Below are 17,723 nucleotides of genomic sequence, written 5' to 3'. Positions count from 1 at the left end.
TCAGATCTCCACCTTCACCATGCGGCTCATCCAGAAGATGCCGATGCACAGCCACAACGTGCCGCCGGTCAGCAGGATCATTCCGAGCACGGTGTTGAACAACGGCGCGATGTATCCCGGGTTCGTGAAGCTCAGGAAGAACAAGAACCCGGGAGGCAGTACGGCGAGGATGATGGCCGACAGCTTGCCTTCGGCGGCCAGCGAGGCGACCTGCCGGCGGAGGTACTCCCGCTCGCGCATCGTCGCGGCCACCGTGGTCAGCAGCTCGGCGAGGTTGCCGCCGACCTGCCGCTGGATGCGGATCGCCATGACGACCCAGGCGAAGTCCTTGCTCTCGAACCGCTCGGCGACGCCCTCGAAGGCGTCCTCGATCTGCAGACCGATCCGGTTCTCGACGAGGACCCGCTTGAACTCCGATGCGATGGGCTCGGGGCCCTCGTGCACCACCGTGTCGACCGACTGCGCCAGCGACAGGCCCGCCGCGAGCGAGCCGGACATCAGCTGGAGGGTGTCGGGCAGGCAGGAGTTGAACGCCTTGCGACGTCGCCCCGCCTGGAACCGCAGGTAGAAGCGGGGGAGGAAGAACCCGAGCGCGGTGAGCAGGATGCCGATGACGAGGTTGCCCCCGCCGAGGAGCAGGCCGAGCATGCCCGAGGCCACCACGATGCCGACGTGGAGCAGCAGCCACTCTGAAGGCTTGAAGCTGCTGCCGGCGGCCGACAGCCGTCGGGCGAGCTTCTCCTCGAGGCCCTTGTTGCGGTGGAGCACGCCGGCCGCGGCCGCCTTGGCCTGGTCGAGCATCGGCTCGGACGCCGCCTTGGGCTCCTCCTTCGGGCTGCCCACACGACCGGTGTAAGCCGTCACGCGCTCGGCGATCGTCATCGGCTGCGCCTTCGCGGGCACGAGCAGCACGGACGCGGCGAGCAGGCCGACTCCGAAGACACCGATGCCCGCGTAGAGCGCCCAGCTCGGCGCGTTCCAGCCGTCGTCGGGGTTGACGATGTCGGTCGTCGTGGGGCTGTTCGAGTCGGGTGCGTCCTGGATCTTCGCGAACGCGCTCGCGACCAGGTCGCCTCCGGCGGTCGGCAGCGTGATCGTGACCGTCGCTTCCTCCGCGTCGAAGCCGGCGGGCAGGGGAGCGGTGACCAGGATCTGGTCGGCCAGCACCTCGGCCTCGGCGGCGAACGCATCGGCGAGGGCGGTGCCCGTCGACTCGATGACCTGGCCGTGACCCGCCTCGGCGAGGTCGCCGAGGGCGGCGACCGCCTTGGGCTTGCCCGTCTGGTCGAGCGCGACGACGTCGACCAGGGTGGCGGTGTCGTCGATCGCGGCGGTGACGTCGTCGAGCGAGGTGGTCTTGCCGGTGTCGGCGCCGTCGGACAGGACCAAGATCGAGCGTTGCCCGTCGGTGCCCGCGACGTCGACGGCGGCCAGGATGCCGTCGTAGAGCAAGGTGCCCTTGCTCAGCGAGAGGCCGTTGACGACCCCGGCGGCCGCGTCGCGGTCGGTGGTCGGGGCGAGCGCGGTGGCGACGTCGCCGTCGAAGGTGACGATGCCGACCGCGACGTCGGAGGGCACCGAGTCGAGGAAGGCCAGCGCGGCGGCCTTGGCCGCCTCGAACCGACCGTTCTGGGCCATCGAGTCGCTGGTGTCGATCGCGAGGATCGTGGTGCGCTGGACGGTGCCCGTCGTGCCCGCGGCGGCGGCGGTCGCGTCGAGGTCGTGGCCGTCGAGGCTGCCGGTCACCTCGCCCAGGTCGACCTTGACACCGGGCGGCACGGTGACGAGGACCCGGAGACCGTCGTCGGTTGCCTCGACGTGGGCGATGCTGGGATCGCCGTCAGCGGCCGAGGCCGTCGACGGCGCGACCAGCACGAACGCGGCGGCGGCGAGCGCCGTCAGCAGGCGCTTCATGCCCGGTCCAGGCGGAAGAGGGCCGGGTCGACGGCGACGTTGTTGTAGGCGAGCTTCTCCACGAACTTCGGTCGAAGACCGGTGCTGCGGAGGCGTCCGAGCACGCGGCCGTTCTCGTCGAAACCGGCGGAGTTGTCGAACACGAACACGTCCTGGAGGGTGATGACCTCGCCCTCCATGCGCTCGACCTCGGTGATGTGGGTGATCCGACGCGAGCCGTCCTTGAAACGCGACTGGTGCACGATCAGGTCGACCGCGGAGGCCACCTGCTCGCGGATCGCGCGGATCGGCAGGTCCATGCCGGCCATCAGCACCATGGTCTCCATGCGGGCGAGCGTGTCGCGCGGGCCGTTGGAGTGCAGGGTGCAGATGGAACCGTCGTGGCCGGTGTTCATCGCCTGCAGCATGTCGAGGGCCGAAGCGTCACGGACCTCGCCGACGACGATGCGGTCGGGGCGCATACGCAGGCTGTTCTTCACCAGGTCGCGGATGGTCACCGCGCCCTTGCCCTCGATGTTGGCCGGCCGCGACTCCAGGCGAACGACGTGGTCCTGGTTGAGCTGGAGCTCGGCCGCGTCCTCGATCGTCACGATGCGCTCGTCGGACGGGATGAACGACGACAACACGTTGAGCGTCGTCGTCTTCCCCGCGCCCGTACCGCCGGAGACGATGACGTTGAGACGGCCGCGCACGCAGGCCTCGAGGAAGTCGGCGGTCGCCGGGCTGAGCGACCCGAAGGTGATCAGGTCGGCCACGGTGAGCGGGTCGGTCGCGAACTTCCGGATGGTGAGCGCCGAGCCGTCGATCGAGAGCGGCGGGACGATGGCGTTGACACGGCTGCCGTCAGGGAGCCGTGCGTCGACCATCGGGCTCGACTCGTCGACGCGCCGGCCGATGCGGGAGACGATCTTGTCGATCGTGCGCCGCAGGTGAGCCTCGTCGGCGAAGTGCGCCTCGGCCTTGGTCAGCCGACCCGACTTCTCCAGCCACACGTCGTTGTGGCCGTTGACCATGACCTCGGAGACCTCGGGGTCGCGGAGGTAGGGGTCGATCGGGCCGTAGCCGAGGATGTCGTCGCTGATCTCCTGGGTTACCCGAGCGCGATCGCTGTTGCTCAGCGGGCGGTCCTGGGCGCTCAGCACCTCGGCCAGCACCGTGCGGACCCGTTGGTCGAGCTCGGACTGGTCCATGTCGGCGTCGTAGAGGTGCGGGCCGAGCTCCTTGAGCAGCTCGGCGTGGACGCTGGCCTTGAGGTCCTCGATCCGGTCCGCTTCCTGGTTGGCCAGGGCGCGGCGCTGGGCCGAGCGGTTGTCGGTGGTGGACGCGGCGACCGCGGTGCGCTGGGACAGCGGGCCGGGGGTCACGGTCGCGGCAGCTGCGGGCGGCGCCGGCGGGGGCGGCGGGACGGGCAGCGTGTGCAGCTCGTCGGCGAGGATCGAGCCCTCGGGCCGCATCGGGTCCGAGGGGTCCGGCTCGCCGGCGTGGCGGCCCTGGACCTCGGCCTGGCGGCGGGCTGCTTCAAGACGTTCGGAGAGGCTGGCCATGATCAGCTCCTTCCGTTGCGACGGAACAGGCCACCGCGCGAGCGGGCCACGGCCTCGGTGGCGTCGGCCGTGAAGACGGGAGCCGAGATGGGCTCACCGGTCACGGTCGAGGCCAGTTCGATGTAGGCGCGGCTCGCGGGGTGGTTGGGATTGCCGGACACGATCGGGGTGCCGGAGTTGGTCGCTGCGGCGATGTCCATCGCGCTGCGGACCTGAGAGGCGACGGGCATCCCGAGGATCTGCTCGACCTTGTCGACGCTGATGCCGACCTCGTCGTCTGCGCGGTTGAGCAGCAGGTGCCGGTGACCGCGAGCGATGTTGAGCATGTCCATCGTCTCGAGCGCGACCTTGACGTTCTTCAGGGTCGGTACGTCGAGCGTCGCGACGATCACGCACTCGTCGGTCTCGTCGAGCGCCGTGAGCGTGGCGTCGTCGAAGGACGGCGAGGTGTCGACCACGACGTAGTCGAAGCCGTCACGCAGCGCGCGGAGGATCCGCGAGATGAGCAGGGGAGTCACGCGTTCGCGGACGTCGGGGTGGGCCGGCGCCGCGAGGACGTTGAGCGAGTCCTGATGGCGGGTGAGGAGCCCCTCGATCATCGCGAGGTCGATGGAGTCCTCCGAGCCGACGGCCTGCTCGATCGAGTGCGTCGGGAAGAGCTGCATCGTGATCGCGACGTCGCCGAAGGCGAGGTCGAGGTCGACGAGGCAGACCTTCCGGGCACCCTTGTCGGACAGGGCCAGTGCGAGGTTGACCGAGGAGGTCGTCTTGCCGACACCGCCCTTGGGCGAGAAGACGGTGACGACCCGACCCATCGCCCGGGCGCCGCCAGGGCCGCGCAGCGCGAGGTAGAGCTGGTGGGCACGCTCGATGGCCTTGGTGAGGCCCTTCTCGTCATCGGCGGACACCACGTCGCGGACGCCGGCGTGCATCGCGCGGGTCAACGTCTCGGTGTCGTAGGCGTTGCGCAGGAGCACGACGCTCACGGTGGGCTTGGCGATCCGCAGGTCCTCGGCGTAGGACAGAGCGAGCTCGAGGGTGAGGGACGGTCCGAGCGTGACGACGTACTCGTCGCTGTGCTGGTCGAGCCAGAGGTACATCCGGTCGGCGGCGGCGACGGCATGGGAGCCGGCCGGCATCGCCCGGAGCAGCGAGGGGACGACCCCGCTGTCGGTTTCGACAAGGACGGGCATGGAGACTCCTCAGTCCTCGAACAGCGTGTCGTCGTTGACGCCGTCGTCGGACTTGATGTCGCTACCGGCGTTGAGCAGGGCGGCAGACAGCTCGCCGGCCTTCTCGGCGAACCGGACCTTCTCGGCCTGCCTCTGCGTGACAGCGATCGTCAGCAGCTGCTTGATGCCGTCGTTGTTGGTCTCGTCCTCGCCGCCGTCGCTCGTCGAGATCGCGGAGGTGTCGCCAGCGGCGAGCACGGTCACGCGGTCGAGCAGGGTGCGGGTGACGATCGGGGCCTGGGTCGAGCGGTCGATCAGGGTCGAGATGACCGCGACCTCGGCGCCGGGACGGACGAAGTAGCCCACGCGGCCGGCGTCCTCGATGGCGATCGAGATGGCGATCTTGCCTTCGGGGATCGGCAGCGTCGTGATCGCCTCGACCTCGTCGGCGCCACCGAACTTCACCGGGACCAGCTGCTCGTGCGGGTAGATCGTCGTCAGCGCGACGGTGCCCTCGTAGTCGTCCGACGCGTCGCCGGCACCGTCGAGCACCTGCGCCTGAGCGACGTCGGCGAGCTCGAACTTCCCGCTCTGGAGCGCCTCGTCGAAGCTCTCACCCGGGTTGATCTTCTTGGTCGCCACCAACACCTCGACGGTGTCGAACTTGTCGGCGGCGCGCTTGTCGGCGCCCTTGGCGTAAACGAAGACGAGTGCCACGCCGAGAACCGCGACGACCGCGGCGACGACCAGCAGCAACTTGCGACGGTCCATCTTTAGAGCCCTCCCGCTCCCCATGACGGGGATGCGGCACGGCGCCGCCCTCCCCGTTTTGCTCTGTCCCCCGGCTGCGCAACCCTCCCAAGCGGCAGCCGAGCAATAAGAACGCTAGCCCAGAAAACGGGCCAGAGGAGCCCCCCAGGACGAAGCCGAACCGAACGTTTTGGGGTCCTAGTCACAACGGACCAGGGGGTGGCCCGATCGGGTCAACCTGAGGCTGATCCGGGGATCTGGCTCAGATCAGACCTCGTAGAGAGCAGCGACCTCGTCGCGGCACTCGCGCATCACGACGTTGCGCTTGAGCTTGAGGCTGGGGGTGAGCTGCCCGCCCTCCTCGGTCCAGTCGTAGGGGAGGATCTCGAACTTCCGGATCGCCTCGGCCTTGGAGACCGCCAGGTTGGCGTCGTCGACCGCAGCCTGGATCGCTCGCCGCAGGTCGGGGTCGTCGACCAGGCCGGCGACCGACCCGTCCTTGGGGAGCTCCTTGCCGTGCTGCTCGGCCCAGGCCGGCAGGGCCTCCTGGTCGATCGTCACGAGAGCGGCGATGAAGGGCTGGCCGTCGCCGACGACCAGGCACTGGCTGACCAGGGCGTGAGCACGCACCCGGTCCTCGAGCACGGCGGGTGCGACGTTCTTGCCGCCGGCGGTCACCAGGATCTCCTTCTTGCGCCCGGTGATCCGGACGAAGCCCTCGTCGTCGACCTCGCCGACGTCGCCGGTGTGGAACCACCCGTCCCCATCGATCGCGTCGGCGGTCGCCTCGGGGTTGGCCCAGTAACCGGAGAACACCTGGCCGCCCTTGAACACCAGCTCGCCGTCGTCGGTGACCCGGACCGCTGTGCCGGGCAACGGACGACCGACGGTGCCGATCTTGATGGCGTCGGGCAGGTTGACCGTCAGCGCGGCGGTGGTCTCCGTCAGGCCGTAGCCCTCGAGCACCGTGACGCCGATGCCGCGGTAGAAGTGGCCGAGCCGGTCGCCGAGCGGAGCACCGCCCGAGACCGCGAACTCGCAGTGGCCGCCCAGCGCGGCGCGGAGCCGCCCGTAGACCAGGCGGGAGAAGGCAGCGTGCTGGGCACGGACGGCCAGCGGCACGCGGCCGGCGTCGAGGCCCCGGGAGTAAGCGATCGCAGCGTCGGCCGCGCGGTCGAAGATCTTGCCCTTGCCGTCAGCCGTGGCGTTCTGCGATGCGGTGTTGAACACCTTCTCGAACACCCGCGGCACGGCCAGGATGAAGGTCGGCTGGAACGACTGCAGCTGGGGGATCAGGCTCTTGATGTCGGCGCTGTGGCCCAGCCGCGTGCGGGACTTCACGCAGCCGACCTGGATGATCCGCGCGAAGACGTGGGCGAGCGGCAAGAAGAGCAGGGTCGAGGCGCCCTCGGTGCTGAAGAGTCGCTCGAGCTCGTCGACCGCTACGCACAGCTCGGTCTGGAAGTTGCCGTGGGAGAGCATGCAGCCCTTGGGGCGGCCGGTCGTGCCCGAGGTGTAGATCAGCGTCGCCAGGTCATCGGGCTGGGGCGTCGTACGACGCTTCTCCAGGTCGTCGTCGGCGACGTCGGCGCCCAGGCTGGTGAGGACGTCGACAGCGTTGTCGTTGATCGCCCAGACGTGGTGGAGGTCGGTGAGATCGCGTCGTACCTCTGTGATCTTCGTGACGTGCCCCTGGTCCTCGGCCACGACGGCCTTGGCGCCGGAGTCGCTCAGGATCCAGGCGATCTGCTCGGCCGAGGAGCTCTCGTAGATCGGCACCGTGACGGCGCCGGCGAACCAGATCGCGTAGTCGATCAACGTCCACTCGTAGCGCGTGCGGGAGACGATCGCGACCCGGTCGCCGACCTCGATACCGGCTGCGACCAGGCCTTTTGCAGCGGAGGTGACCTCGGCGAGGAAGGTCGCGGCGGTGACGTCCTCCCAGTCCTGGCCGGTCCCGGCGGGTCGGCTGAACACCACGGCATCAGGTGCCTCGGTGGCGTTGCGGACCACGTCGTCGGTCAGGTTGCCGGTCGTCGGCACGTCGACCGTCGGGGGAGTGGAGTACTCGCGCAAGGTGAATCCTCTCGAGATGGACCGCATCGCAGATTACCGCCGGGTGGGGGTGCCCTGACTATCCGGTAGCCTGCCGTCCATGGCCGAGCAGACGTCGTCGTCGATCGTCGTCGACGCCCCAGCAGCGGCCGTGATGGCTGTCATCGCCGATTTCGCGGCCTATCCCGCGTGGGCGAAGGGCGTCACCACGGCCGATGTCGTCGCGTCCTTCGACGACGCCGACGAGGCCGCTCGCGGTCGCGCCGAGAAGGTCTACTTCGCGCTCGACGTGCCCCCGATCAAGGACGAATACACCCTCGCCTACGTGTGGCACGGCGACCGCCAGGTCACCTGGACCCTCGTGCAGGGCAAGATGCTCCGCTCCCTTGAAGGCGCCTACGTGCTCGACGAGATCGGGCCCGGACGGACCGAGGTCACCTACCGGCTCGCCCTCGACATGTCGATCCCGCTGATCGGCCTGCTCAAGCGCAAGGGCGAGAAGATCCTGATCGACACCGCGCTGAAGGGGCTCAAGAAGCGCGTCGAGTCGGGCGCCTGATCGCCCTGCAGTCCCCGCCGAGGAGCTCCGTGCGCATCGTCCTGTTCACCGGCAAGGGCGGTGTGGGCAAGTCCACCGTCGCAGCCGGCACGGCCGCCCTGGCCGCCGCCCAAGGTCTGCGGACCCTGGTGCTGTCGACCGACGCCGCCCACTCGCTCGCCGACGCCTACGGCGCGGCGGGCCAGGTCCACGCCGAGCCGACCGAGATCGCCGACAACCTGTTCGTCCACCAGGTCGACGCGCAGCTGCGCTTCGAGCAGTCGTGGGCCGACATCCAGCGCTACCTCCTGTCCGTGCTCGACGCCGCGGGCATGGACCCGGTCGCTGCCGAGGAGATGACGGTCATCCCGGGCGCCGAGGAGGTCCTGGCGCTGCTCGAGCTGCGGCTCCACGCCCGTTCTGGCCGCTGGGACGTCATCGTCGTCGACTGCGCGCCGACCGCGGAGACGTTGCGGCTACTGGCGCTGCCGGAGGCGCTCGGCTGGTACATGGAGCGGCTGCTCCCGATCCAGCGCCGCCTGGTCAAGGCGCTGCGGCCGGTGCTCAACCGCGCTGCCGGCGTGCCCATGCCCGGCGACTCCGTCTTCGACGCGATCACCCGGCTCCACTCCGAGCTCGACGAGGTCCACGAGCTGCTGGCCGGCCCCGACGCGTCGGTCCGCCTCGTGCTGACGCCCGAGAACGTCGTGCTCGCCGAGGCCCGGCGCGCCTACACGAGCCTGTCGCTCTTCGGCTACCGGATCGACGGCGTCATCGCCAACCGGGTCTTCCCGGCCGGCGACGGCGACGCCTGGCGCGCTGCCTGGGTCGATGCTCAGACGACGGTGCTCAAGGAGGTCGACCAGTCCTTCGATGGCCTGCCGGTCTGGAGGTCCGAATATCAGCCGGGTGAGCCCGTGGGCGTTGCAGCGCTCACTGCGCTCGCGTCCCGCCTGTACGGCGACCACGACCCGCTCGCGCGCCCCGATGGGGAGGGTCCCTTCCGGGTGACCCGCGATGGTGCGGGCGACGCGGTGCTCCACCTGGCACTGCCGTTCGTGACGCGCGCGGAGGTCGGACTGGCCCGAAATGGCGACGAGCTGGTCGTCACAGTGGGATCCTCGCGGCGGCTCTTGACCCTGCCGTCCGGGCTCGCGCGACTGCGCGTGGCCGGGGCCCGGGTCGAGGGCGGCGAGCTGCAGGTGCGGTTCCGGGAGCCGGAGCAGGGAGCGACCACGAGGGAGGCGACGACGTGACGGAGTCCGACGACCCGCAGGGCGAGCAGAGCCCGTCGAGCACCCCTCCGAGCCCCGAGGTGGGCTCGGTCGGTGAGGAGGCGATGAAGCTCTTCGGCGCGCTCGCCGACCTCGCTCGGCAGCAGGGCACCGAGGTCGGTGCCAGCCTCGGCGGACTCGCCGACCACGCCGGGTCGCTGGCCAAGGAGGTCAACGACCACATCGCCACCGACAGCGCCGAGTGCAAGTACTGCCCGGTCTGCCGGGTCGTGCATGCCGTCCGCGAGACGTCGCCCGACGTGAAGACGCACCTGTTGAGCGCGGCGACGTCGCTGCTCCAGGCTGCTGCCGGAATGCTCGAGACGCTGCCGCCGCCTGACCCGGCTGGCGCCCAGCGCGGACCCGAGGTGCAGCGGATCAACCTCGACGGCGGTGACGACGAGCTGCACCCGGACGATGTCTGGTGAGGGCCCCGTGAGGGGCGACCTCACCTGCGGGATCGACATCGGCGGCACCAAGATCGCCGGTGCGGTCGTCGCCGGCGACGGCACCATCCTCGACGAGGCCCGGGTCGTGTCCCCGGCGACCGACCCCGAGGCGATCGAGTCCACGGTCGCCGACCTGGTGCGCACGCTGGCGGCGCGCCATCCCGTCACCGCCGTCGGCGTGGGTGCTGCGGGTTATGTCGACGCCCGCAGGGCGACCGTGCTCTTCGCGCCCAACATCGCTTGGCGCGACGAGCCGCTCGGACCTGAGCTCACCCGGCTGACGGGGCTGCCTGTCACGATCGAGAACGATGCCAACGCTGCTGCCTGGGGCGAGTTCCGCTACGGCGCCGGCAAGGACGTCGATGACCAGCTGATGGTCACGGTCGGGACCGGTGTCGGCGGCGGCGTCATCGCGGGCGGCCGGCTGCTCCGCGGCGGCTTCGGCGTGGCCGGCGAGATCGGCCACCTCTGCCTGGTGCCCGACGGTCGACAGTGCGGCTGCGGCAACCTCGGCTGCTTCGAGCAGTACGGCTCCGGGTCGGCCCTCGAGCGCGAGACGCGGGCCGCCGCGAGTGGGAGCTCCCTGCTGGCACGCGACCTGCTCGACCGCGCGGGTGGAGACCCGCAACGGATCACCGGACCCCTCATCACCGCAGCTGCCCAGGACGGCGACCGGTTCGCCATCGAGCAGCTCGCATCGCTCGGGCACTGGCTCGGCCACGGGATCGCATCGCTGGTCGCCGTGCTTGACCCGGCCGTCATCGTCATCGGCGGCGGCGTCAGCGAGGCGGGCGACCTCCTCCTGGATCCGATCCGCGAGGCCTTCGGACGCGAGCTGACCGGTCGTGGCTACCGACCGCAGGCAGAGATCCGCGCAGCGGAGCTCGGCAACGAGGCCGGCGTCATCGGCGCCGCGGACCTGGCTCGGTCCTGAGGAGCCCGCGGTGCACGTGGGGGTCGACGTCGGCGGCACGAAGGTGCTCGCCGTGGAGATCGCGGGTGAGGGTGACGGCCTCGAGGTCGTCAGCTCCGCGCAGGTGCCGATGCCGGGACGCAACGCGTCCGACGCCGAGGTCGAGCGGGCCGTGGCGGACGCTGCACTCGAGGTCGCCGCGGGCCGGACGCTGACCGGAGTGGGTGTGTCCTCCGCCGGTCTGGTGGATCGCGAGGGGGAGTGGGTCCGCTTCTGCGCCCACCTGCCGTGGCGGGACGCTCCGGTCCGATCCCGTCTCGCCGAACTGCTGGGCGTGCCGGTCGTCCTGGACAACGACGCCAACTGTGCTGCCTACGCCGAGCTCGCCGCAGGATCCCTGCAGGATGCGACGTTCGCTCTCATGATCACGATCGGGACTGGCATCGGCGGGGCGATCGTGCTCGACGGGCGCGTGGTGCGGGGAGCCAACGGCATGGCGGGGGAGTTCGGCCACGTCCAGGTGGTGCCGGACGGGTTGGCCTGCGAGTGCGGCCTCCACGGCTGCTGGGAGCAGTACTGCAGCGGTCGGGCGCTCGAACGGGTGATGCGAGTGGCGCTCGGGTCGCACCTCGACGGTCCCCAGGTCGCGGCCTTGGCGCGCGACGGGGACCGAATCGCGCGCGAGGCGTTCGCCACCGTCGGGACCTGGCTCGGCGTCGGCATCGCCGGACTGGTCTCGGCCTACGACCCGGAGGTGGTCGTGGTCGGCGGCGGCGTCTCGGCGGTCGGCGACCTGCTGCTGGACCCGGCTCGCCACGGGCTCGCCCGAGCGTTGCAAGGGGCCGAGCACCGGACGATCCCGGGGATCGTGCCGGCCCGGTTCGGTCCGGAGGCCGGCGCGGTCGGAGCTGCGCTGCAGGCCGTTGCCGCTGGTTGAGGTGCGAGCGGAGCGAGCCTCGAAACCTAGAGGACGGCGCCGTCGTCCCAGGGGTCGCGCGGCTCGTCGGACATCTTGACGACGAGATAGCCGAACCCGCCGACGAAACCGGCGGCCATCAAGAAGCCGACCCAGCTGGGGACGCTGATGCCGGCCACGACACACACGAGGACGACGGCAGGCACCCCGAAGACGCCGATCCAGGCCATCAGCCGATCGGCGGGCGGCCGCGGGAGCGGCGGGGGTGTGGGTGGGACGAACGCGTCGCTCGGGTGGACCTGGTCGCGGACCTCGATCTCGATTTCCTCGGGGTCACGCTCGAAGCGCGGCTGGACCACCGCGAACGGTTGCTCCTCGTCGGGCTCGAGCACCGCACGGTCGCCGAAGTTGTCGATGATCTGCTGCCACTCGACCTCCCGCTCACGGGCGAGGTCAGCAGACTCCGGGTCGTCCTCGCGGGGCATGCCCCCAGCCTACGGCCGCGGGGCAATCCCCGGGCCGATCAGAGCGACGTCACCCGCGCGACGAACTCCGCGGACCGCTCGAAGATCGTCGGTGCGTCGTTGTCGAGGGTCGCGACGTGGAAAGACTCGGGGAGCGGCACCAGCTCGACGTCGGTCGAGGAGATGTTGTCGAGGATGATCGGCTGCGACGCCTCGTCGACGACGTGGTCGATCGTCGAACGGAAGTAGATGAGCGGCGCCTTGACCTTCGGCAGGTCGGCGACCAGCGGCTTCCACGAGGTGATCAGCGAGTGGATGGCCTTCAGCGGCGTACGGGTGTAGCCGTGCTCCTCGACGCCGGACTTCTTGATGTCGTTGGCGATCCCGGGGAACGACGGGATGAGGTGCTTGAGGACGGGGAGCAGCTTGACGTCGAACCGCTTGGTCGCGACCGCGGGGTTGCAGATCATCACGCCGGAGATCTCCTCGGCGCGGTCCTCGGCGAGCCGCAGCACGAGCGCGCCGCCCATCGAGAGCCCGGCGACGACCACGGCGTCGTGCTCGGCGAGCATCGTGTCGAGCTCGGCGCTGAGGGCGCCGTACCAGTCGGCCCACCGCTTGGTGTTGAGGTCCTGCCACGTGGTGGCGTGCCCCGGGAGCAGCGGCACCCGGACTCCGTAGCCCAGGTCGGAGAGGTAGCGGCCCCAGGGCCGCATCGACACCGGCGAACCGGTGAATCCGTGGCTGAGGAGCACGCCGATGCGGCGGTCGCCGGTCAGCTCGGGACGGGCGGCGACGACGAGCGGCTCGTAGTCCGGGTTGCTGGTCATGGCGTGATTGTCCACCAATACGGAGGACACCCAGCAAGGCACTAGGCTCTCCCTGTCGATCTCGGGGAAAGGATGCGTGGGGTGTTCTACTGGTTCCTCAAGTTCATCGCCCTCGGGCCGATGCTCAAGCTCGTCTTCCGCCCCAAGTCCGAGGGCGTCGAGAACGTCCCGTCGTCGGGTCCGGCGATCCTCGCCAGCAACCACCTCAGCTACGCCGACTGGCTCTTCATGCCGCTGGTGATCCCGAGGATGGTGCGCTTCGTCGCGAAGGCCGAGTACTTCACCTCGCCCGGCATCAAGGGCTGGCTGCAGAAGACCTTCTTCAGCGGCACCGGCAACATCCCGATCGACCGCTCTGGCGCTGACGCTGCCTCCGGCGCGCTCCTCTCGGCCAAGCGCGTGCTCGGCGAGGGTGAGCTCTTCGGCATCTACCCCGAGGGCACCCGGTCCCACGACGGCCGTCTCTACCGCGGCAAGACCGGCATCGCGCGCCTCGCGCTCGAGACCGGTGTGCCGGTGATCCCGACCGCGGTCGTCGGCACCGACGTGGTGGCGCCCCCGGGCAAGAAGTTCGGCCGGATCACCCGGCCGACGGTGCGCTTCGGCAAGCCCCTCGACTTCAGTCGCTACGCCGGCATGGAGAACGACCGCTTCATCCTGCGGTCGATCACCGACGAGATCATGTACGAGATCATGCGGCTCTCCGGCCAGGAGTACGTCGACATGTACGCCACGCGCGCCAAGGACGAGTCCAAGAAGAGCGACGCCGCGAAGGGCGCAGAGCGTAAGCCTGCAGCCTGACCCATGACCGTCAGGGCCGTGGTCGCGGTCGAGGACCGGATGTTCCGCGCCCTCGCGTGGCTGCGGCTCGTCGTGCTCGCCAACGCGTTGGTCCTCAACGTCTACCGGCACAACTTCGACCACCCGGTCGCCGGCTGGGCATGCGTCGCGCTGATGGTCGTCTGGACGGCGTACGCCATCGCGACCTACGCCAAGCCGATCCGTCGCACCGTGCGACTGACGGTCGCCGACCTGGCGATCGCCGTCGGGCTGCTGGTCGCGACCCCGTGGGTCAAGGGTGAGTGGTTCAACGCCACGATCCCCGGTTTCTGGATCATGGGCGCGCTGCTGGCGTGGGCGGTCCGCTACGGCTGGCGTGGCGGCCTGTTCGCCGCGGTCGTCCTGGGCGGCACCGACCGACTGATCCGCGCCGACTTCGACCAGGGCAACTACGGCTACGTGTTCCTCATCGTGCTGGGCGGCCCGATCGTCGGCTACCTCGTGGAGTCCCTGCAGCAGATGGCCTCCGAGCGCGACCGCGCCGAGCGTGAGGCGGCCGCGGCCGCGGAGCGGGCCCGGCTCGCCCGCGTGGTGCACGACGGGGTGCTTCAGGTCCTCGCGCTCGTGCAGCGCCGCGGGGCCGAGCTGGGCGGTGAGGCCGAGGAACTCGGCCGGTTGGCGGGCGACCAGGAGCGGGCGCTGCGCACGCTGATCCGGTCGCAGGACCGGTTGGTGGCCGACGAGGGGCCGACGACGGCCGACCTGGCCGCTGCACTCGCAGCCCTCGGTGAGCGGCCCGGGGTCGAGGTCGCGGTGCCGGGCGGTCCGGTGCGCCTGGCTCCGCACGTCGCCGCCGAGGTGGTGGCGGTGGTCGGCGCCTGCCTCGACAACGTCAACCGGCACGTCGGCGAGGGCGCTGCCGCGTGGGTCCTGCTCGACGACCTGGGCGACCAGATCGCTGTCTCGGTGCGCGACGAGGGTCCGGGCATCCCCGAGGGCAGGCTGGGCGAAGCGCGCGCCAGCGGCCGACTCGGCATCTCCGAGTCGATCGAGGGTCGGGTCCGTGACCTCGGGGGCACCGCGACCTTGACCACCGGCGCTGACGGCACCGAGTGGGAGCTCGTCGTCCCGAAGGAGCGATCGTGACCATCCACTCCGGGCACCCGTTCGCAGAGGCCGATCCCGACCCGGCCCGCCGGTTCCGCGGCCGCCTGGGCGGTGGCGTGACGCTGTGGACCACGGGTGAGGGTGCCACCCGGGCCGGGCTGACCGTGACGTCGCTGATGGTCGCTCTCGGGCCCCGTCCGGGCCTGCTGGCCCTGGTCGACCCCGACAGTGACCTGCTCGCCGAGCTCCGCGACAACGGACGCGGCGTCGTCCAGTTGCTGACGTGGGCCGATCGCCAGCTCGCCGAGGCGTTCGCCGGGACCGCGCCGGCGCCGGGCGGGCCGTTCCGCCAGGCCGAGTTCGTCGGGACCCCGGCCGGACCGCTCCTGGCCAGTGCGACGACGCACGCGCAGGTGTCGCTGGTCGACGCGCGGGAGGTCGGCTGGTCGGTCGAGGTGCAGGTGGCGCTCGACGAGGTCACCATCGGTGCCGACGACGTCTCCCCATTGCTGCACCGCCGCGGGCGGTACCGAACCTTGGCTGAGTAGGGTCCGGGTCATGGAGGAGCAGGCTCGGCTGCGGGTCATGGTGGTCGACGACCACCCCATGTGGCGCGATGCGGTGACCGCCGACCTCGAGGCCGCCGGCCTCACCGTGGTCGCGACCGCATCGACGGGCACGGAGGCGATCAACCGCTTCCGGGCGACCCACCCGCAGGTCGTCGTGCTGGACCTCCAGATCCCTGCTCCCACCGGGGTCGAGGTCACCGCGACGGTGCTCCAGGACGACCCGTCCGCCCGCGTGCTGATCCTCTCGGCATCCGGCGAGCAGGACGACGTGCTCGAGGCCGTCAAGGCCGGCGCGACGGGCTACCTGGTCAAGTCGGCGTCGCGTGAAGAGCTGATCGCCGCCGTACGTCGCGTCAGTGTCGGTGACAGTGTCTTCACCCCCGGGCTCGCAGGGCTGGTGCTCGGTGAGTTCCGTCGGATGTCGCAGGACCCGGGTCCGGCGATGCCGCCCGGCGAGCAGCTCACCGATCGGGAGACCGAGGTGCTCAAGATGGTCGCGAAGGGTCTGTCCTACAAGCAGATCGCCGAGCGCCTGGTCCTGTCGCACCGCACGGTCCAGAACCACGTGCAGAACACCCTGCGCAAGCTCCAGCTGCACAACCGGGTCGAGCTGACCCGTTACGCCATCGAGCAGGGGCTCGACGATGAGTGACCTGCTCGAGATCGCCGACGAGCTCTACGCGCTCGCGCCGGGCGACTTCACCGCGGCGCGCGACGCGCGGGCGAAGGAGCTGAAGGGCACCGACCTCGCCGCTCCGGTGAAGGCGCTGAAGCGGCCGGGGATCGCGGCGTGGGTCGTCAACCTGCTCGTACGACGTGAGACCGACCAGGTCGACCAGCTGCTGAGCGTCGGGGCCGCTCTGCGCGACGCCCAGGCGGCCATGTCGGCCGGCGAGCTGCGGGCCCTGACCAAGCAGCGCCGGCAGGTCACGGCTGCCGTCACGCAGCAGGCGCGGTCGCTCGCAGCCGAGGCGGGGCTGAAGGTCACGCAGGCGGTGGCCGACCAGGTCGAGGCCACGCTCACCGCGGCGATGATCGACGAGGAGTGCGGACGTGCGGTGCGCAGCGGCCTGCTCGTCGGTCCCCTCCAGACCAATGGGGTCGACCCGGTCGGTGAAGCAGCCCTCGCTGCGGCGCTCGCTGTCCCGGAGGCGCTCGGTTTCGCCGCGCCGGCCCGCGAGGCCCCGGCGCCCGGACCGCCCGACCTGCGGGTGGTGCCCGACCCCGACCGCGACGCCAAGGTGCGAGCGGCAGCCGAGGAACGGCTCGACCAGGCGACCACCTCCTACGACGAGGCGGTCGGCGCGCAGGCTGACGCCCAGGCGGACGTCGACCGGTTGTCGGCGAGGTCGCTCCAGCTCCAGGCCGAGGTCGAGGAGCTCCGGCGCCGGGTCGCCGATCTCGAGGGGGAGCTCGACGAGGTCGACGACGAGCTCGGTGACGCCGAGGACGTCCGCGACGAGGCGGGCGCCGCGCTGCGGACCGCCACCAAGGACCGTGACCAGGCCCAGGCGGCGCTCGACAGGCTGGGCTAGGCCGACCAGTCGGGTGTCGCGTCGCGCAGCTGTTCGATGACCTGAGTGGCGGTCCAGCCCTCACCGCCGTAGGCCTCGAGGTTGTTGGTGCCCAACCACGCGGCGAAATGGAGATGGCCGAGTGACTGGGCGCGGCCGTCGAGCTCGGCCGCCAGCTCGGGCGTCTCCGGCACGCGCTCGTCCTCGGGCACGTCGGGGCTGAGAGCGTCGTGCAGGCCGAGCAGTCGCTCGAGCTCGGGCACCGGGTCCTCGTGGTCGTCGATGCGCAGGTCGACCGCGACGTCGTCGAACCCGCCGTAGCCGGCGCCTTCCTTGACCACCAGGAGAGCGGCCGACTGGCGCCCGCGGCTGTCGCCGCCCGCGGCATCGCCGGCAGCCAGAGCCGCCAGAAGCCGCCGGGCGAGCGGGGCCTCCGGGTCGCTCTGCTCGAAGGCGTCGCGCATCGCCTCGACGACCTCGGGGCCGGTCAGGATGTTGCCCTGCACCGCGAAGCCGTCGCCGGTGAGGCCACCCGCCCAGTCCAGGCAGGCAGATCCGGTGTAGGTCGCCGCGCCGCCGTCCAGGTCGACGATGCCGACCTGCCGGTGGTCGCGGCCCTCGTCCTCCTCCACCAGACGCTGCAGGGCGACCGACGCGGTCGCGCCCTCGTCGAGGTGGGACAGGGCGAGGCCCTTGTAGGCGACATTGGCATAGGCCTGCGTGGCGACGGCGCCGACGCCGGCGACGGCCGCCGGAACGGCCGATCCCACCGCGAGGAACTTGGACGCGACGGCCACACCCCACGACTCTCCGTCGGCGGACCGGGCCACGATCGAGAACGTCATGGTCTGACGCTACTGACCGGGTGCCGCGGTTTCGAGGCTCGCTTCGCTCGCACCTCAACCAGCGGCGGCAGTAGGCTCGACGCTGGAAC

At 70.8% G+C, this 17,723-nt stretch carries 18 protein-coding genes; 10 read left to right on the top strand and 8 right to left on the bottom strand.

What is annotated here, in order from left to right:
* The 5 genes from F0U44_RS15155 to F0U44_RS15135 all read right to left on the bottom strand — a co-directional run bounded on the left by F0U44_RS15155 (window position 1) and on the right by F0U44_RS15135 (window position 7,456).
* Window positions 1-1,914, bottom strand: coding sequence for a type II secretion system F family protein (locus F0U44_RS15155; protein WP_149729189.1), 1,914 nt, complete (start codon window positions 1,912-1,914; stop codon window positions 1-3).
* Window positions 1,911-3,458, bottom strand: a complete 1,548-nt coding sequence (locus tag F0U44_RS15150) for a TadA family conjugal transfer-associated ATPase (RefSeq protein ID WP_246160503.1) — start codon at window positions 3,456-3,458, stop codon at window positions 1,911-1,913. The genes F0U44_RS15155 and F0U44_RS15150 overlap by 4 nt, the downstream gene beginning before the upstream one ends.
* Window positions 3,459-3,460: 2 nt before the next feature.
* On the bottom strand, window positions 3,461-4,651 hold the full coding sequence (locus F0U44_RS15145) for a CpaE/TadZ family protein (RefSeq protein WP_149729188.1): 1,191 nt from the start codon (window positions 4,649-4,651) through the stop codon (window positions 3,461-3,463).
* A 9-nt stretch (window positions 4,652-4,660) separates the two neighbouring features.
* The gene (gene cpaB / locus F0U44_RS15140) at window positions 4,661-5,401 is read right to left on the bottom strand and encodes a Flp pilus assembly protein CpaB (RefSeq protein ID WP_188113506.1); all 741 of its coding nucleotides are present in this window, start codon (window positions 5,399-5,401) and stop codon (window positions 4,661-4,663) included.
* A gap of 246 nt (window positions 5,402-5,647) precedes the next feature.
* The gene (locus tag F0U44_RS15135; protein WP_149729186.1) at window positions 5,648-7,456 is read right to left on the bottom strand and encodes an AMP-dependent synthetase/ligase; all 1,809 of its coding nucleotides are present in this window, start codon (window positions 7,454-7,456) and stop codon (window positions 5,648-5,650) included.
* 79 nt (window positions 7,457-7,535) lie between these two features.
* Here F0U44_RS15135 and F0U44_RS15130 point away from each other — a divergent pair, with 79 nt between their 5' ends.
* The 5 genes from F0U44_RS15130 to F0U44_RS15110 are packed head-to-tail and all read left to right on the top strand — an operon-like array spanning window position 7,536 to window position 11,546.
* Entirely contained in the window at window positions 7,536-7,994 is a 459-nt protein-coding gene (locus F0U44_RS15130; RefSeq protein ID WP_149729185.1) for an SRPBCC family protein, read from the top strand.
* A 29-nt stretch (window positions 7,995-8,023) separates the two neighbouring features.
* Window positions 8,024-9,229, top strand: a complete 1,206-nt coding sequence (locus tag F0U44_RS15125; RefSeq protein ID WP_149729184.1) for an ArsA family ATPase — start codon at window positions 8,024-8,026, stop codon at window positions 9,227-9,229.
* Window positions 9,226-9,675 (top strand): hypothetical protein, encoded by a 450-nt coding sequence (locus tag F0U44_RS15120; protein WP_149729183.1) that lies wholly within the window; start codon window positions 9,226-9,228, stop codon window positions 9,673-9,675. The genes F0U44_RS15125 and F0U44_RS15120 overlap by 4 nt, the downstream gene beginning before the upstream one ends.
* 7 nt (window positions 9,676-9,682) lie before the next feature.
* Entirely contained in the window at window positions 9,683-10,630 is a 948-nt protein-coding gene (locus F0U44_RS15115) for an ROK family glucokinase (protein ID WP_246160502.1), read from the top strand.
* Between the two features lie 10 nt (window positions 10,631-10,640).
* The gene (locus F0U44_RS15110) at window positions 10,641-11,546 is read left to right on the top strand and encodes an ROK family protein (RefSeq protein WP_149729182.1); all 906 of its coding nucleotides are present in this window, start codon (window positions 10,641-10,643) and stop codon (window positions 11,544-11,546) included.
* Between the two features lie 26 nt (window positions 11,547-11,572).
* Here the strand turns inward: F0U44_RS15110 and F0U44_RS15105 are convergent, their stop codons facing one another.
* Both F0U44_RS15105 and F0U44_RS15100 read right to left on the bottom strand, forming a co-directional pair.
* On the bottom strand, window positions 11,573-12,010 hold the full coding sequence (locus F0U44_RS15105) for a hypothetical protein (RefSeq protein WP_149729181.1): 438 nt from the start codon (window positions 12,008-12,010) through the stop codon (window positions 11,573-11,575).
* A 38-nt stretch (window positions 12,011-12,048) separates the two neighbouring features.
* Window positions 12,049-12,819 carry an alpha/beta hydrolase gene (locus F0U44_RS15100; protein ID WP_149729180.1) on the bottom strand — a complete coding sequence of 257 codons (771 nt, stop codon included), beginning with the start codon at window positions 12,817-12,819 and terminating at the stop codon, window positions 12,049-12,051.
* A gap of 72 nt (window positions 12,820-12,891) precedes the next feature.
* On the opposite strand from F0U44_RS15100, the gene F0U44_RS15095 reads away from it, so the two are divergent.
* The 5 genes from F0U44_RS15095 to F0U44_RS15075 are packed head-to-tail and all read left to right on the top strand — an operon-like array spanning window position 12,892 to window position 16,810.
* A complete protein-coding gene (locus tag F0U44_RS15095) occupies window positions 12,892-13,620 on the top strand; it encodes a lysophospholipid acyltransferase family protein (RefSeq protein WP_223163708.1) in 729 nt (242 codons plus the stop codon).
* Between the two features lie 3 nt (window positions 13,621-13,623).
* Window positions 13,624-14,745 carry a MacS family sensor histidine kinase gene (gene macS, locus F0U44_RS15090; RefSeq protein WP_149729178.1) on the top strand — a complete coding sequence of 374 codons (1,122 nt, stop codon included), beginning with the start codon at window positions 13,624-13,626 and terminating at the stop codon, window positions 14,743-14,745.
* The gene (locus F0U44_RS15085) at window positions 14,742-15,254 is read left to right on the top strand and encodes a flavin reductase family protein (protein ID WP_149729177.1); all 513 of its coding nucleotides are present in this window, start codon (window positions 14,742-14,744) and stop codon (window positions 15,252-15,254) included. Before macS ends, F0U44_RS15085 begins: the two co-directional genes overlap by 4 nt.
* A 10-nt stretch (window positions 15,255-15,264) precedes the next feature.
* Window positions 15,265-15,927, top strand: a complete 663-nt coding sequence (locus F0U44_RS15080; protein ID WP_149729176.1) for a response regulator — start codon at window positions 15,265-15,267, stop codon at window positions 15,925-15,927.
* Window positions 15,920-16,810: a hypothetical protein gene (locus F0U44_RS15075; protein ID WP_149729175.1), complete on the top strand. Its 891-nt coding sequence runs from the start codon at window positions 15,920-15,922 to the stop codon at window positions 16,808-16,810. The genes F0U44_RS15080 and F0U44_RS15075 overlap by 8 nt, the downstream gene beginning before the upstream one ends.
* Here the strand turns inward: F0U44_RS15075 and F0U44_RS15070 are convergent.
* Window positions 16,807-17,634: a DUF1028 domain-containing protein gene (locus F0U44_RS15070; protein WP_149729174.1), complete on the bottom strand. Its 828-nt coding sequence runs from the start codon at window positions 17,632-17,634 to the stop codon at window positions 16,807-16,809. The genes F0U44_RS15075 and F0U44_RS15070 overlap by 4 nt on opposite strands.
* Window positions 17,635-17,723 lie beyond the last annotated feature (89 nt).

The organism is Nocardioides humilatus (assembly GCF_008373755.1).
In the GTDB taxonomy this organism is placed as follows: domain Bacteria; phylum Actinomycetota; class Actinomycetes; order Propionibacteriales; family Nocardioidaceae; genus Nocardioides; species Nocardioides humilatus.
Note: the sequence above shows the minus strand (reverse complement) of the source record. Positions and strands in the feature narration are given on the sequence as shown.